The 16,139-nt window shown below is 73.8% G+C and carries 14 protein-coding genes; 9 read left to right on the forward strand and 5 right to left on the reverse strand.

Annotated features, from left to right (window positions below; genetic code table 11):
• Positions 1–32: 32 nt before the first annotated feature.
• The 7 genes from ruvA to EV188_RS28745 all read left to right on the forward strand — a co-directional run bounded on the left by ruvA (position 33) and on the right by EV188_RS28745 (position 8,818).
• A complete protein-coding gene (ruvA, locus tag EV188_RS28715; protein WP_133829756.1) occupies positions 33–641 on the forward strand; it encodes a Holliday junction branch migration protein RuvA in 609 nt (202 codons plus the stop codon).
• A gap of 35 nt (positions 642–676) precedes the next feature.
• The gene (gene ruvB, locus EV188_RS28720; protein WP_166660144.1) at positions 677–1,747 is read left to right on the forward strand and encodes a Holliday junction branch migration DNA helicase RuvB; all 1,071 of its coding nucleotides are present in this window, start codon (positions 677–679) and stop codon (positions 1,745–1,747) included.
• A 69-nt stretch (positions 1,748–1,816) separates the two neighbouring features.
• Positions 1,817–2,287, forward strand: coding sequence for a preprotein translocase subunit YajC (yajC, locus tag EV188_RS28725; protein WP_133829757.1), 471 nt, complete (start codon positions 1,817–1,819; stop codon positions 2,285–2,287).
• 115 nt (positions 2,288–2,402) lie between these two features.
• Positions 2,403–4,217 (forward strand): protein translocase subunit SecD, encoded by a 1,815-nt coding sequence (gene secD / locus EV188_RS28730; RefSeq protein WP_133829758.1) that lies wholly within the window; start codon positions 2,403–2,405, stop codon positions 4,215–4,217.
• Positions 4,214–5,623 (forward strand): protein translocase subunit SecF, encoded by a 1,410-nt coding sequence (gene secF / locus EV188_RS28735; protein WP_424922960.1) that lies wholly within the window; start codon positions 4,214–4,216, stop codon positions 5,621–5,623. Before secD ends, secF begins: the two co-directional genes overlap by 4 nt.
• Positions 5,620–6,162, forward strand: coding sequence for an adenine phosphoribosyltransferase (locus EV188_RS28740; RefSeq protein ID WP_133829759.1), 543 nt, complete (start codon positions 5,620–5,622; stop codon positions 6,160–6,162). The genes secF and EV188_RS28740 overlap by 4 nt, the downstream gene beginning before the upstream one ends.
• Before the next feature lie 232 nt (positions 6,163–6,394).
• On the forward strand, positions 6,395–8,818 hold the full coding sequence (locus tag EV188_RS28745; protein WP_243742073.1) for a RelA/SpoT family protein: 2,424 nt from the start codon (positions 6,395–6,397) through the stop codon (positions 8,816–8,818).
• A 3-nt stretch (positions 8,819–8,821) separates the two neighbouring features.
• Here the strand turns inward: EV188_RS28745 and EV188_RS28750 are convergent, their stop codons facing one another.
• The 5 genes from EV188_RS28750 to EV188_RS28770 all read right to left on the reverse strand — a co-directional run bounded on the left by EV188_RS28750 (position 8,822) and on the right by EV188_RS28770 (position 13,444).
• Positions 8,822–9,637, reverse strand: coding sequence for an ABC transporter permease (locus EV188_RS28750; protein ID WP_133829760.1), 816 nt, complete (start codon positions 9,635–9,637; stop codon positions 8,822–8,824).
• Positions 9,634–10,593, reverse strand: a complete 960-nt coding sequence (locus tag EV188_RS28755) for an ATP-binding cassette domain-containing protein (RefSeq protein ID WP_133829761.1) — start codon at positions 10,591–10,593, stop codon at positions 9,634–9,636. The genes EV188_RS28750 and EV188_RS28755 overlap by 4 nt, the downstream gene beginning before the upstream one ends.
• A gap of 86 nt (positions 10,594–10,679) precedes the next feature.
• Positions 10,680–11,519 (reverse strand): DUF4097 family beta strand repeat-containing protein, encoded by an 840-nt coding sequence (locus EV188_RS28760; RefSeq protein ID WP_133829762.1) that lies wholly within the window; start codon positions 11,517–11,519, stop codon positions 10,680–10,682.
• Positions 11,520–11,585: 66 nt separating this feature from the next.
• Complete coding sequence (locus EV188_RS28765; protein ID WP_133829763.1) at positions 11,586–12,065, reverse strand: type II toxin-antitoxin system HicB family antitoxin; 480 nt, start codon at positions 12,063–12,065, stop codon at positions 11,586–11,588.
• Between the two features lie 68 nt (positions 12,066–12,133).
• Complete coding sequence (locus EV188_RS28770) at positions 12,134–13,444, reverse strand: AI-2E family transporter (RefSeq protein ID WP_133829764.1); 1,311 nt, start codon at positions 13,442–13,444, stop codon at positions 12,134–12,136.
• Positions 13,445–13,531: 87 nt separating this feature from the next.
• Between EV188_RS28770 and pyk the strand changes: the two genes are divergently transcribed.
• Entirely contained in the window at positions 13,532–14,950 is a 1,419-nt protein-coding gene (pyk, locus tag EV188_RS28775; RefSeq protein ID WP_133829765.1) for a pyruvate kinase, read from the forward strand.
• A 1-nt stretch (position 14,951) separates the two neighbouring features.
• Positions 14,952–16,121: a MalY/PatB family protein gene (locus EV188_RS28780; protein ID WP_208114412.1), complete on the forward strand. Its 1,170-nt coding sequence runs from the start codon at positions 14,952–14,954 to the stop codon at positions 16,119–16,121.
• The last annotated feature ends 18 nt before the right edge of the window (positions 16,122–16,139 follow it).

Here is a 16,139-nt window from a genome sequence, read left to right on the forward strand (position 1 = left end):
GTGATGAGTCGCTCAGTCGGGAGGGTCCTGCCGTGATCTCGTCGGTGCGCGGGGAGGTCCTCGCGGTCGGGCTGGACCACGTGGTGGTCGAGGTCGGCGGGATCGGTCTCGCCGTGCAGGCCACGCCGTCCACGCTCGCGCGCCTGCGCCGCGGCCAGCCCGCGCGGCTCGACACCGCGCTGGTGGTCCGCGAGGACTCCCTGACCCTCTACGGGTTCGCCGACGCCGCCGAGCGCGAGCTGTTCCTGCTGCTCCAGACCGTGTCGGGCGTGGGTCCGCGGCTCGCGCTGGCCGCCCTCGCGGTGCTCGACCCGGCGGCGCTGAGCCACGCGCTCGCCGACGGCAACATCACGACGCTGACCAGCGTCCCGGGCATCGGGCGCAAGGGCGCCGAGCGGCTGATCATCGAGTTGCGCGACAAGGTGGCCCCGCCGAGCGCTGCCGGCAGCGACGAGGACGTGCCCGCGTCGCCCGTGGCCGCCGGCACGCTGCGCGACCAGGTCGTCGAGGCGCTCGTCGGCCTCGGCTTCGCCGCCAAGCCGGCCGAGAAGGCCGTCGACGAGGTGCTCGGCGCGGACGGCCCGTCCGACTCCTCGGGCGTCCTGCGGGCGGCGCTGACGCGGCTGGGGCCGTCGCGGTGAGCGGGCCGGGAGACGAAGCGCAGCGGAGCTCGACCATGAGCGGGAACGGGCAGGACCTGGAGGACAGCCTCCAGCGCGCCCTCGACGCGACGGTCGAGGACGGCGAGTCCGACCTCGAGAACCGGCTGCGCCCGGCCCGCCTGTCCGAGTTCATCGGCCAGCCCCGCGTGCGCGAGCAGCTCGACCTCGTCCTGCAGGGCGCGCTGCGCCGCGGCCGCCCGCCCGACCACGTGCTGCTCTCCGGCCCGCCCGGGCTCGGCAAGACGAGCCTCGCGATGATCATCGGCACCGAGCTCGGCAGCGCCGTGCGCATCACCTCCGGGCCGGCGCTGGAGCGCGCGGGCGACCTCGCGGCGATGCTGTCGAACCTGCTCGAGGGCGACGTCCTGTTCATCGACGAGATCCACCGCATGGCCCGGCCCGCCGAGGAGATGCTCTACCTCGCGATGGAGGACTTCCGGGTCGACGTCGTCGTCGGCAAAGGGCCCGGGGCGACGTCGATCCCGCTCGACGTCGCGCCGTTCACGCTGGTCGGGGCCACGACCCGGGCGGGCGCGCTCACGGGCCCGCTGCGCGACCGCTTCGGCTTCACCGGGCACATGGAGTTCTACGAGCCCTCCGACCTCGAGCACGTCGTCGCCCGCAGCGCCCGGATCCTCGACGTCGACCTGCGTCCCGACGGCGGGCGCGAGATCGCCGGCCGCTCGCGGGGCACGCCGCGCATCGCCAACCGCCTGCTGCGCCGGGTGCGCGACTACGCGGAGGTCCGCGCGGACGGCGCGGTGACCCAGGAGGTCGCCCGCGCCGCGCTCGCGGTCTACGACGTCGACGAGCTCGGCCTCGACCGCCTCGACCGGGCCGTGCTCGCCGCCCTGGTGCGCTCGTTCGGCGGCGGCCCGGTGGGCGTGTCGACGCTGGCCGTGGCGGTCGGCGAGGAGCCCGGGACCGTCGAGGAGGTGTGCGAGCCGTACCTCGTGCGGGCCGGGATGCTGGCCCGTACGCCACGTGGGCGTGTCGCCACACCCCTGGCGTGGCGCCATCTGGGGCAGGAGCCCCCCGCCGACCGGCCGGAGGAGGACCGGGGCCAGGGGACCCTGTTCACCTGAGCTGGCAGACTCGGAATCGGACAGTGCGGGGTGCGGAGACCGACGCGCCCGCCCGGTGAACGGAGAACGATGGACCTGATCTTCCCCCTGCTCATCCTGTTCATGATCGGGCTGGTGTTCATGTCCAGCCGTCAGCGCAAGAAGCAGGAGAACCAGCAGAAGGACCTGCAGAACAGCCTGCACGTCGGCGACGTCGTCGTCATGACGTCCGGCATCAGCGGCACGATCGTCGACACCGACGACGAGCGCACCATCGACCTCGAGATCGCCCCCGACGTCGTGACCACGTGGCTGCGTGCCGCGGTGCGCGAGAAGCTCGTGGCCGAGGACGCCGTCGTCGACGACGTCGACGACCACACCGAGGACGCGCTGCCGGAGTCGTCGGTGCCGACCGAGTCGACCCCGGTCGTCGAGGCCCCGGACACCACGGCCACGACGACCTCCGCCACGACCTCGACCGCGCCGAAGGCAGACACGAAGGACGCCGCGGACACCAAGGCGGACACGACGGACAACGTGTCCTCGCCGCGCTCCTCCTGACCCTCGTCAGGACCCTGAGCGGGCGGGGCGGCGCGGGGAGCGCCGGGCCCGCCGCCTACCCTCGCGTCGAGCCCCTCCCCGGCTGAACCCACCCGATCATCTGGAGCAACACAGCGTGGCCCCTCCGACCGTCCGCTTCCAGCCCGGGCGCTACCTCGCCGCCTTCCTGGTGATCGTGGCCGCGCTCTACGGGCTGGTGTTCTTCACGGGGGACGGGTCGCCGACGCCGAAGCTCGGCATCGACCTGCAGGGCGGCACGCGCGTGACGCTCACGGCGCGCACCGAGACCGGCGCGGCGCCGACGCCCGACCAGCTCAACCTGGCGCGCACGATCATCGAGCAGCGCGTCAACGGGCTCGGCGTCAGCGGTGCCGAGGTGGTCCAGGACGGCAGCAACCTGGTGATCACGGTGCCGGGCCAGGAGGGCGACCAGGCGCGCTCGCTCGGGCAGACGGCGCGGCTGTACTTCCGCCCGGTGCTCGGCGGCCCGATCCCGGCCGGCCCGCAGCCGGGTCAACCCGGCCAGCCGGCCCAGCCCGGCGCGCCGCCGGGCCAGGGCACGGCCGAGCAGGGCGGGGCGAGCGGCGCCGGGACGCCCGGGCAGACCCCGGGTGGTCAGAGCGCGCCGATCGCCGCCCCGAACCAGCCGGCACCGAACCAGCCGGCACCGCCGCCCACGCCGCCGCCCGGGGGCGGGGACACGTCGCAGGACCCGCGCCAGGCCCAGGCCATTGCCGAGGCCAAGGCGACCCGCCAGAGCGAGGACCCCGCGGTCCAGGAGCAGGCGGCCCTGGCGCTGAACTGCGCGGTCGAGGACCCGCTGCGCGGCTACGACGACCCGACGAAGCCGCTGATCGCCTGCAACCGCGAGGGCACCGAGAAGTACCTGCTCGGGCCGTCGATCCTCTCGGGCACCGACGTCGCGAGCGCGACGCCGAACCCGAACCCGCAGGGCGTCGGCTGGGTCATCAACCTCGCCTTCAAGGGCGGCCAGCCCGCGACGACCTGGGCCGACTACACGAGCGCGAACGTCAACAACTCGAACGCGGTCGTGCTCGACACGCAGGTGGTCTCGGCGCTGCGGATCCAGCAGCCGCTGCTCGACGGCAACGCGATGATCTCCGGTCAGTTCAACCAGGGCTCGGCCACCGACTTCGCGAACGTCCTGCGCTACGGCTCGCTGCCGCTGTCGTTCGACACCTCCGAGGCGCAGACCGTCTCGGCGACGCTGGGCCTCGCGTCCCTGCAGGCCGGGCTGATCGCGGGCGTCGTCGGGCTCGCGCTGGTGTTCATCTACTCGCTGTTCTACTACCGCGCGCTCGGCGTGCTGACCATCCTGTCGCTGATCCTGTCCGGCGCCGTCGTCTACGCCGTGCTCGTCCTGCTCGGGCGCACGATCGGCTTCACGCTCGACCTCGCCGGCGTCGCCGGGTTCATCGTCGCGATCGGCATCACCGCCGACTCGTTCGTGATCTTCTTCGAACGGATCAAGGACGAGGTCCGCGACGGGCGAAGTTTCCGGTCGGCGGTACCGCGGGGCTGGACACGCGCCCGGCGCACCATCCTCTCCGGCGACGCCGTGAGCTTCCTCGCGGCCGTGGTGCTCTACGTGCTCGCCGTCGGCCAGGTCAAGGGCTTCGCCTTCACCCTGGGCATGTCCACCGTCCTCGACCTCATCGTGGTCTTCCTCGTGACGCACCCGCTGCTCGCCCTCGCCTCGAACTCCAAGCTGTTCGCCAGCCCCGCGTGGTCCGGCCTCGGCCAGGTGGTGCACAACGCGCCGCGGGCCGGCGCGGCCGGGCCGCGGCCCGGCGGGCGCGGCAACACCCGCGGCGGTGCCCGTGACGGTGCCCGCGAGGGCGCCCGGTCCGGCGCCCGCAACGGTTCCGGCGCGTCGCGCACCCGCGCGGGACGCGGAGGTGACCGATGACCCGCTCCACCGGACGCCCCGGCGGCCGTCGCCACGTCGAGGAACTGACCGGCGAGATGGCCGAGGACCGGCTCGACGGCAGGGACGAGGACAGGGACGACGAGGTCCTCGACGACGCCGACGACGTCGACGACGTCGACGACGTCGACGAGGGCGCCGACGAGGCGCGTCCCCGCCCGGGCAAGAAGCCCAGCCGCCTCGACATGCTCTACCGCGGCAACGGCGGGCTCGACATCGTCGGGCGCTCGAAGACCTGGTACGCCGTCTTCGGTGCCGCGCTGGTCATCTGCATCCTCTCGATGGTCATCCGGGGCTTCAACTTCGGCATCGACTTCGAGGGCGGCACCAGCGTCCAGATGCCGGCGAACGGCGCGGGCGGCGTCGTGCAGACCGGCCAGGTCGAGCAGGTCTACGCCGAGTCGCTGGGCTTCCCGCCCACCTCGGTGCAGAGCGCGGGCCAGGGCGCGACGGCGACGATCATCATCCGGTCCGAGAGCCTGGACATCGGCCAGGTCATCGCCCTGCGCCAGGCGCTGTTCGACCGCTTCCAGCCGATCGGCAGCACCGGCGTCCCCGACCCGGCCGCGATCTCCGACAGCGCCGTCAGCGCGAGCTGGGGCGGCGAGATCACCCAGCAGGCGCTGATCGCCCTCGCGGTGTTCCTGGTGCTCGTGACCATCTATCTCTCGTTCTACTTCGAGAGACGCATGGCGTTCGCCGCGCTCATCGCGCTGGCGAACGACATCATCATCACCGCCGGCGTGTACTCGCTGGTCGGGTTCGAGGTCTCGCCGGCCACGGTGATCGGCCTGCTGACCATCCTCGGGTTCTCGCTCTACGACACGGTCGTCGTGTTCGACAAGGTCCGCGAGAACACCCGCGGCCTGCTCGGGCTCACGCGCCGCACCTACGCCGAGGCCGCGAACCTGGCCGTCAACCAGACGCTGATGCGGTCGCTGAACACCTCGCTCATCGCCGCGCTCCCGCTGATCGGGCTGTTCGTGGTCGGCGTGGTGCTGCTCGGCGTCGGCGTTCTCGGCGACCTCGCGCTCGTCCAGCTCGTCGGCACGATCGTCGGCGCGGCGTCGTCGGTGCTGCTCGCGACGCCGATCGTCGTGGACCTCGCCATGCGCGACAAGCGCTGGATCGCCCAGGCGGACAAGGTCAGGGCGCGGCGGGCGAAGGCGGCGCGCAAGGCCGCAGGAGGTACCGGCGAGGCCGGTGCGGCCGGCGACGCCTCCGGGCCCTCCACCGACGTCCTCGACACCCGCGAGGTCGCCGCGGCCGGGGCGGGTCGCGCCCGGGCCGGCGGCACGAGCCGGGAGGCGGCGGCGTCCACCGCCCCGCGTCCGGGCGCGCGCCCGGCGGGCAAGACCGGCCGGCCCTCGGGCAAGCGGCGCAAGTGACCGCACCGGAAGAAGCGACCACCGACCTCGACGTGGTCGCCGGGCTCCTGCGCGACGTCCCCGACTTCCCGAGCCCCGGGATCCGGTTCTGGGACCTCAGCGCGCTGCTCGCCGACGGCCCGGGCCTCGCGGCGACGACGCGCCTGCTCGCCGCCCCCGGCGGGCCGGCGCCCGAGATCGTCGTCGGCATCGAGGCGCGGGGCTTCCTGCTCGGCGCGGCAGTGGCGCACTCGCTGGGCCTCGGCGTGGTGGCGGTCCGCAAGAAGGGCAAGCTCCCGATCGTCGCGGCGAGCGAGTCGTACGACCTCGAGTACGGGTCGGCGACGCTCGAGCTGCCCGCCGGCGTGCTGCGCCCCGGCGCGCGGGCCCTGCTCGTCGACGACGTCCTCGCCACCGGGGGCACCGCGGCGGCGGCGTGCGCGCTGGTCGAGGGTGCGGGCGCCACGGTGGCGGCGGTGTCGATGGTGCTCGAGCTGCCGGCCCTCGGCGGCCGCGAGCGCCTCGACGGGCACCGCGTGCACACCCTGCTGACCCGCTGACCGCACGTCCGCGGACCGCCCGTCGCAGCGGCGTGACCTCGCCGTCGGCGCCGAACGGCGATCATCCACGCGCACCGATCGTGGGCGACCGATGAGCCGATCGGAGCGCGACCGTCCGGACACACCGCCACCTCGGACGTATCCTGGATGGATTCCGGGCACGACGGCTCCCAGGACGGACACCCCGTGACGACGGGGGCCGGTCGCCCGCCCGGTGGGAAGGGGACGACGCGTGAGCCAGGACGTCGACGCCGCGGGCACGCCGATCCCTCCTGACCAGGGCACGGACACCCCGCCGGACGCCCGCGAGGACGCCGTCCTCGACGCCGCCGGCCTCTCGCCCACGCCGCCCGTCAGCGCCACCCGCCCGCCGTCGGCGACGCGCCGGGTCCGGGCGCGCATCGCCCGGCGCATCACCGCCCAGCGCTCCGGAGCCGTGAAGCCGGTGCTCGAGCCGCTGGCCGCCGTCCACCGCGAGCTGCACCCGTCGGCGGACATGGGCACGCTGCAGCGGGCCTACGACACCGCCGAGCGCTTCCACGACGGGCAGATGCGCAAGAGCGGCGACCCGTACATCACCCACCCGCTGGCCGTCGCGACGATCCTGGGCGAGCTGGGGATGGACACGACGACGCTGGTCGCGGCGCTGCTGCACGACACCGTCGAGGACACCGCCTACTCGCTCGACAAGCTCTCGGGCGACTTCGGGGCCGAGGTCGCCCACCTCGTCGACGGCGTCACCAAGCTCGACAAGGTCCAGCTCGGGGCGGCCGCCGAGGCCGAGACGATCCGCAAGATGGTCGTCGCGATGGCCCGCGACCCCCGGGTGCTCGTCATCAAGCTGGCCGACCGGCTGCACAACATGCGCACGATGCGCTTCCTCAAGCCGGAGAAGCAGGCCAAGAAGGCCCGCGAGACGCTCGAGGTGCTCGCGCCGCTGGCCCACCGCCTCGGGATGTCGACGGTCAAGTGGGAGCTCGAGGACCTCGCGTTCGCGATCCTGCACCCCAAGCGCTACGACGAGATCGTCCGCCTCGTCGCCGACCGCGCGCCGTCCCGCGACACCTACCTGCGCACGGTGATCGACGAGGTCTCCGGCCAGCTCACCGAGGCGCGGGTGAAGGCCGAGGTGCTCGGCCGCCCGAAGCACTACTACTCGATCTACCAGAAGATGATCGTCAAGGGTAAGGACTTCGACGACATCCACGACCTGGTGGGCGTGCGGGTGCTCGTCGAGGACGTGCGCGACTGCTACGCCGCGATGGGCATGGTCCACGCCCTGTGGCAGCCGATGCCCGGGCGGTTCAAGGACTACATCGCCCAGCCCCGGTTCGGGGTGTACCAGTCGCTGCACACGACGGTGATCGGGCCGGACGGGCAGCCGCTCGAGGTGCAGATCCGCACCCACGAGATGCACCGCACCGCCGAGTACGGGATCGCGGCGCACTGGCGCTACAAGGAGACGAAGGGCGCCCACAAGAACGGCTCGGGCTCGGCCGGCGACGGCACCCTCGAGCTCGACGAGATGGCCTGGATGCGCCAGCTGCTCGACTGGCAGCGGGAGGCCGCGGACCCCGGCGAGTTCCTCGAGTCCCTGCGCTACGACCTGGCCACCCGCGAAATCTTCGTGTTCACGCCCAAGGGCGACGTCATCACGCTGCCCAGCGGCTCCACGCCGGTCGACCTCGCCTACGCCGTGCACACCGAGGTCGGCAACAAGTGCATCGGCAGCCGCGTCAACGGCCGGCTGGTCGCCCTCGAGCGCGAGCTCGAGAACGGCGAGGTCGTCGAGATCTTCACGTCGAAGGCCGAGGGCGCCGGGCCGTCGCGCGACTGGCTGCAGTTCGTCGCCTCGCCGCGGGCCAAGCAGAAGATCAAGCAGTGGTTCGCCAAGGAGCGGCGCGAGGAGGCGATCGAGGCCGGCAAGGAGGCGATCACCCGCGAGGCGCGCCGCACCGGCCTGCCGCTGCAGCGCCTGGTCTCCGCCGACTCGATGACCGCGCTGGCCCACGAGCTGCGCTACCAGGACGTCTCAGCGCTCTACGCGGCGGTCGGCGAGCACCACGTGTCCGCCCGCCACGTGGTGCAGCGCCTCGTCGCCCTGCTCGGCGGCGTCGAGCAGAACGAGGAGGAGCTCGCCGACCGCGCGACCCCCTCGACGGTGCAGCGCCGGCGCGGCACCGGCGACGTCGGCGTCGTCATCGACGACATGGACGAGGGCGACAGCTCGTCCGACGTGTGGATCAAGCTGGCGCGCTGCTGCACCCCGGTGCCCGGCGACGGCATCCTCGGCTTCATCACCCGCGGCGGCGGGGTCAGCGTGCACCGCACCGACTGCACCAACGCCGACGAGCTGCGCAGCGAGCCGGAGCGCCTGGTCAACGTCCACTGGGCCTCCTCGTCGAGCGCGCTGTTCCTCGTCGCGATCCAGGCCGAGGCGCTCGACCGGCACCGCCTGCTCTCCGACATCACCAAGGTCCTCGCCGACGAGAAGGTCAACATCCTGTCGGCGTCGGTCACCACGTCCCGCGACCGCGTGGCGGTCAGCCGGTTCTCCTTCGAGATGGGCGACCCGAAGCACCTCGGGCACGTGCTCAAGGCGGTCCGCAACGTCGAGGGCGTCTACGACGTGTACCGGGTGACCTCGGCGAGCTGACCCTCAGCTGTCGGTGCGCCGGGCGTAGAGGCGCTTCGCCCAGAGGTAGCTCGCGGCCGTGATGACCACGCACCAGGCGACGGCGGCCGCGGCCGGTGCGGCGAGGTCCGGGGCGCCGGTGAGCAGCCCGCGCAGCGTGTCGATGATCGGGGTGAACGGCTGGTGCTCGGCGAACCAGCGCAGCCCGGCGGGCATCGAGTCGGTGGTCACGAACCCGCTGCCGAGGAAGGGCAGCAGGAGCAGGAACATCGGGGTGTTGCTGGCGGTCTCGACGGAGCCGGCGGCCAGCCCGAGGGCGACGGTGAACCAGGTCAGCGCGACGGTCGCCAGCGCCAGGACCCCGACCACGCCGAGCCAGGCGAGCGGCCCGGCGCCGGTGCGGAACCCGAGCAGCAGGGCGACGGCGAGGACGACGGCGAGCGCGATCGCCGTCTGGATCACCGCGCCGACGACGTGCCCGGTGAGCACGCTGACCCGCGCGATGGCCATGGTCCGGAAGCGGGCGACGATGCCCTCGGTCATGTCGGTGGCCACCGCGAGCGCGGTGGCCAGCGCGACGCTGGCGACGGTCATGAGCAGGATCGTCGGCGTGATGAAGACGAGGTAGTCGGTGCGCCCGCCACCGGGCCCGGCGAGCCCGGCGCCCATGGTGGCGCCGAAGACGAAGGCGAACAGCAGCAGGAAGACGATCGGCTGCCCGATCAGCATGATCGTCAGCGACGGGTAGCGGCGCATGTGGACGAGGCGGCGGCGCACCATCGTCAGCGAGTCGGCGACGGGGTGGGTGACGGGACGGGCGGCGAGCGTCGGCGCGGTCATGGTGCGGGCACCTCTCGGGTGGTCTCGGTGGACGTCGCGTGTCCGGTGAGGGCGAGGAACACGTCGTCGAGGTCGGGGGTGTGCACGGTCAGCTCGTCCGGGGCGGCGCCCGCCGCGTCGAGCCGGTCGAGCAGGGCGCGGAGGTCGGGCACCCCGGTCGCGGGGACCTGGAGGGTCAGCGCGTCGGGGTCCGGGACGCCGGCGGGCACGGCGCCGGCGGCGGCGGCGAGGTCGTCGTGGCCGGCGAATCGCGCGCGGACGTGGCCGCCGGGGACGAGGGTCTTGAGGTGGGCGGGGCTGCCCCGGGCGACGAGCCGGCCGCCGTCGAGGACACCGACGTCGTCGGCGAGCTGGTCGGCCTCCTCGAGGTACTGCGTCGTGAGGAAGACGGTGACGCCGGTCTGGACGAGGGCCCGGACAGTCGTCCACAGGTCCCGCCGGCTGCGGGGGTCCAGCCCGGTCGTGGGTTCGTCGAGGAAGATCAGCTCGGGGGTGCCGACGAGGGTCATGGCCAGGTCGAGGCGCCGGCGCATGCCGCCGGAGTAGGAGCCGGCCGGTCTCCCGGCGGCGTCGGCGAGGTCGAACTGCTCGAGCAGCTCGCGGGTGCGGGCCCGGCCCCGGGCCCGCGGCAGGTGATGCAGGTCGGCCATGAGCTGCAGGTTCTCGGTGCCGGTGAGCAGCCCGTCGACGGCCGAGAACTGGCCGGTCACGCCGATCGCGGCGCGCACGGCGTCCGGCTCGGTCGCGAGGTCGTGGCCGGCGACACGGAGGCGGCCGGCGTCGGCACGGACGAGCGTGGACAGGATCTTGACGACGGTCGTCTTGCCGGCGCCGTTGGGCCCCAGCAGCGCGAACACCGTGCCGGGCGCGACGTCGAGGTCGACGCCGCGCAGCACCGGCCGGGTGCCGTACGCGTGGTGCAGGTCCGCGACGCTGATCGCGGGTTCGGTCGCCATGGTGGGCTCCTCCCGGAGGCCGTGCGTGGGCAGGTTCGGTCGGCGGGCCGCGCCTCGGGGCGCGGTCCGCGGGTGGGGCGGGTGGGTCAGGCGCGCCGGACGACGACGTCGCCGTCGCGGGAGCGGGCGTGGATGGCGACGGTCTCGGCGAACCCCTCGGGGCTCGGCCGCGGCTCAAGGGCGTTGCGGACCTGGCCGCGGGTGTCGGCGTCGAGCCAGACGGCACTGGCGGGGTCGACGCCGATCTCGAGACGCCCGTAGGTGCTGGTCAGGGACACCTCGCCGCGGATCACCCGGGCGAGGCGCACGGCGCCGTACGCGCTGCGGGCCACGACGTCGCCGGCGGCCGCGTCGACCTCGAGATCGCCGTGCACGCCGGTGAGGCGCACGGTGCCCCCGGCGTCGTCGAGGTGGACGCCACCGTGCTTGGTGGTGAGGTCGGCGTCGCCGCCGATGCGGTGCACGCGCACGTCGCCGTGCTCGGCGCTCACCGTGGCGTCGCCCTCGACGGCTCCCGTGACGCGGACCTGGCCGTAGCTGGTGGCGAGGTCGGCGGCCGCCGCATCCTCGATGCGCACGTCGCCGTAGGTGGCCTGGGCGCGGCAGCCCGCGATCCGGCCCTCGACGGCGATGTTGCCGTAGGTGGTGCGGGCGCTCACCGAGGAGTCGCTCGGCAGGCCGATCTCGACCTCGAGCGACCTGCCGGGGGTGCGGATGCGCAGGGCGCGCAGGCCGAGGCGGCGGCCCTGGACACGGAGCTCGGCGCCCAGCATCTCGACCGAGACGGCCTCGGCCTCCGCCTGGTCGGCGGGGGAGTGGTGGACCTCGACGGTGGTGTCGGGGCGGTCGGTCGCGACGACGCGGACCTCGCCGATCGGGAGGTCGATCGTCGCGGTGATGGGCTCGGGGGTGTCGAACGTGGGCACGGGTCATCGCCTCCTCGGGGTCCGGTGGACCCCGTGAGCTCGCGGGTGGGTTCTCGATGTGCGTGATCAGCCGAACCAGCCGGCGCGGCCGGACGTGGTCGGCGTCGTCGAGCGGGGCGTGGCGTCGGCGCGGGTGCCGAGCGCGGCGGTGGCGGCGCGGACGAGCCAGGTGTTCACGGACAGGCCGTCGCGCGCGGCGGCCTCCTCGATGCGGGCCTTGAGGCTCTCGGGCGGGCGGAAGTTGACGCGGGCCGAGGGCCCGTCGTGCGTCTCGGGCTCGGCGGACGGCTCCGGTGCCCGCTCGACCGCCGGGGCGACGACGAAGTCGGGGTCGCGGCCGCGCAGCCGCAGGTGCACCGAGCCCGGGGCCAGGTCGAGGGTGATCTCCTCGGTGGCGGCGGCAAGCGCCTCGAGCAGCACGAGGCGGGTGGCCGCGTCGAGGGGCGTGACGAGGCGTTCGGCGACGTCGCGGACGTCGTCGCCGGCGGCCTCGGCGGCCGCCGCGAACTCCTCGCGGAGCCGGTCGACGTAGACGTTCAGCTGCATGACGCCACGATGGCGCATCGTGGCGCCATACGCAAGAGACTATGGCGCCACAATGACGCCACGGTGGCTCAGCCCGGGCGCCGCCGCCGGAACAGGCCCCGGAGCCCGGTGGCCGACGGCTCCACGTCGTGCCACTCCGGGCGGGCGGAGCGGGGGTCGAGCGGGTTCACCGTCGCCGGGTCGAGGCCGGCGCCGTCCGAGGGGCGCACGAGCGAGCGGATGCCGGAGTCGAGCACGGTCACGATCGGCACCGCGAGCAGGGCGCCGGGGATGCCGGCGATGACGAGGCCGCACGCGATCGGCAGCACGACGGCCAGCGGGTGCAGCTTGATCGACCGCCCGAGCAGCAGGGGCTGGAGGATGTAGCCCTCGATGTTCTGCACGGCGATGAGCAGCAGGACGACGAGCAGGGCGTCGGTGAGCCCGCCGCTGACCAGGGCGACGAGCACGGCGACGACGCCGGTGACGACGGCGCCGAGGGTCGGGACGAAGGCGCCGAAGAAGATCAGCGCCGCCAGCGGGACGGCCAGCGGCACCCCGATGAGCCAGAGGCCGAGGCCGGCGGTGACCGCGTCGGCGGCCGCGACCAGCACCGTCGCCCGCGTGTAGCCGACGAGCGAGGCGAAGGCCCGCCGCCCGGCGATGTCGGTGCGGTTCCGCGCGGCCTTCGGGACGGCGCCGAGCAGGAAGCGCCAGACGAGGCCGCCGTCGTAGACGAAGAAGATCAGCGTGAACAGCGTCAGCAGCATCTCGGTGAATAGCTCGCCGACGGTCCCGACCGCCCCGAGCGCGCTGGTCGCGAGCGTGGACTGGCTGGACTGCAGGTAGGCGATGACCTGGGTGCCGATGGCGTTGAACTGCTCGTTGTTGAGGCCGAGCGGGCCGGTGCGCAGCCACTCCTGGATACCGGTGAGGCTCGCGGTGAGCTGCGTGGTCAGGTCGGGCAGGCCGGAGATGAACGCGAGCACGACGCCGTAGAAGACGGCGGTGACGATCGCGATGCCGGCGAAGAGGACGAGCGCCGTGGCCAGCGCGTGCGGCACGTGGCGCCACCGACGCGACAGGGCGTGGGCCTCCGGTGCGAGCAGCGAGGCGGCGATGACCGCGAGCACCACGGGGATGAGGACCGCCGAGAGCAGCCCCATGACGTAGACGACGATCGCGCCGGCCGTGGCGAGCAGCAGCACCCGCCACGCGAGGCCGCTGGCGATCTCGAGCGCGACCGGGACCTCCCACCGGCGCGCCGGGCGGATGATCGCCTCCGGGCCGCGGTCGACGGTCTTGCTGCCGGTCAGGTCGCCGATGTCCTTCGGGGGACCGGGACCGTCGGCCGGGCCGGGATCCCCCTCGGGCTCCGGCAGTGACGACGACGCGGTCATCGGTCCACATTAGTCCGGGGCCCCGGACGGCGCGTCGTGCTCGCGCCGCCGCTGCTGGATCGGTGCAGAACCGTCTAGCATGGGGCCGTGAGCCGACGAGCCAAGATCGTGTGCACGCTGGGGCCGGCGACGTCCTCACCGGAGGCCATCCGCGACCTCGTCCGCGCCGGGATGGATGTCGCCCGCCTCAACTTCAGCCACGGCACCCACGCCGAGCACGAACGCGTCTACCGCCTCGTGCGCGAGGCGGCCGACTCCGAGGGCCGCGCGGTCGGCATCCTCGCCGACCTGCAGGGTCCGAAGATCCGCCTGGGCACGTTCGCGGACGGCCCGCAGATGTGGGCCACGGGCGAGACCGTGCGCATCACCACCGAGGACGTCGAGGGCACCCACGACCGGGTCTCCACCACCTACTCCGGCCTCGCCGACGACGTGCGGGCCGGCGAGTCCCTGCTGGTCGACGACGGCAACGTCGCCCTCGAGGTCACCGCCGTCGAGGGCCGCGACGTGGTCGCCCAGGTGATCGAGGGCGGCCGGGTCTCCGACCACAAGGGCATCTCGCTGCCCAACACCGCGGTCTCCGTCCCCGCGATGAGCGACAAGGACGAGGCGGACCTGCGCTTCGCGCTCGGGCTGCGCGTCGACATGATCGCCCTGTCGTTCGTGCGCTCGCCGGCCGACGCCGAGCTGGTCCACAAGATCATGGACGAGACGGGCGCGCGCCTCCCGGTGATCGCGAAGCTCGAGAAGCCCGAGGCGGTCGACGCGCTCGAGGCGATCGTCCTCGCGTTCGACGCGATCATGGTCGCGCGCGGCGACCTCGGCGTGGAGCTGGCGCTCGAGGACGTCCCGCTGGTGCAGAAGCGGGCGGTGCAGATCGCGCGCGAGAACGCCAAGCCGGTGGTCGTCGCGACGCAGATGCTCGAGTCGATGATCCACAACTTCCGGCCGACCCGGGCCGAGGCCTCCGACGTCGCGAACGCCGTGCTCGACGGCGCCGACGCGGTGATGCTCTCCGGCGAGACGAGCGTCGGGGACTACCCGATCGAGACGGTGTCGACGATGGCCCGCATCGTCTCCGCGGTCGAGGTCGGGCCGGCGTCGGTGCCGCCGATCCAGCACGTCCCGCGCACCCAGCGCGGCGTGGTCACGACGGCGGCGCGCGACATCGGCGAGCGCCTCAACGCCCGGGCGCTGGTCGCGTTCACGCGCACCGGCGACACGGTCCGGCGCCTCGCCCGGCTGCACACCCGGCTGCCCGTGCTGGCGTTCACGCCGATCCCCGAGGTGCGCAGCCAGCTGGCGCTCTCGTGGGGGGTGGAGACCTTCCTCGTCCCGTGGGCCGAGACCACCGACGCGATGATCCGCCAGGTCGACGCGTCGCTGCTCGAGATCGGGCGGTTCGCCGCGGGCGAGCTGGTGGTGATCGTGTCCGGCTCGCCGCCCGGCACGGTCGGCAAGACCAACCTGCTGCGCGTGCACAAGATCGGCGAGGACAGCCGCTGACGTGGCACACCGGTTCGACGCCCTCACCGCCGAGCACATGCGGGCCGGCGGGTCGTGGAAGTGGTCGACGCCGGGGGAGTCCCGGGGTCGCGGCCTGATCGGCGCCTTCGTCGCCGAGATGGACTACCCGGTGGCGCCGCCCGTCGCCGACGCCGTGCGGGCGGCCGCCGACGCGTCGGCGTTCGGCTACCTGCCCGACGACTGGGTCGCCGACATGGCCGCGGCGTGCTCGGCGTTCTGGGGCGACCGGCTCGGGTGGGCCCTGGACCCGGCGTGGGTGCGCCCGGTGCCCGACGTGCTCACCGCGTTCACGGCCACGGTCCGGCACTTCACGCGACCCGGGAGCCCGATCCTGTTGCCGACGCCGGCCTACATGCCGTTCCTCACCGTGCCGGGGATGATCGACCGCGCGCTGGTGCAGGTGCCGATGCCGCGCTCGGCCGGCGGGCGCTTCGAGCTCGACCTCGAGGCGATCGACCGCGGGTTCGCCGACGGCGCGGGGCTGCTCGTGCTCACGAACCCGCACAACCCGACGGGGCGGGTGTTCGACGACGCCGAGCTGGCGGCGGTCACCGAGATCGTCGAGCGCCACGGCGCGCGGGTGTTCAGCGACGAGATCCACGCGCCGCTGACGTTCGGCGGGGCGCGCCACCGGCCCTACGCGACGACGTCCGACGCGGCCGCGGGGCACACGATCACGGCGACCTCGGCGTCGAAGGCCTGGAACCTGCCGGGCCTGAAGTGCGGGCAGGTGATCCTGTCCAACGCCGCCGACGCCGAGCACTGGACCGCCACCGGCTACCTCGCCGAGCACGGGACGGCGACCCCCGGGGTGCTCGCGTCGACGGCGGCGTACCGGGACGGGCGCGCCTGGCTGGACGAGGTGCTCGCCTACCTCGACGGGAACCGGGCCCTGCTCGCCGACGCCGACCTGCCCGGGATCGAGGTGACGGTCCCCGACGGGACCTACCTGGCGTGGCTGGACGCGCGCGGCCTGGGCCTCGCCGAGCCCTCGTCGGCGTTCTTCACCCGCGAGGCCGGCGTGGTCATGACCGACGGCGCCGCGTGCGGCGAGGCGGGTCGCGGCGGCATGCGCCTCAACCTCGCCATGTCCCGCCCCGTCCTCGCCGAGTCCGTCGACCGCCTTAGCTCGGCCATCCGGAGTATGTGAGCGAATTTCCCGGCTATA

This window comes from Actinomycetospora succinea (assembly GCF_004363095.1).
GTDB classification, from domain to species: domain Bacteria; phylum Actinomycetota; class Actinomycetes; order Mycobacteriales; family Pseudonocardiaceae; genus Actinomycetospora; species Actinomycetospora succinea.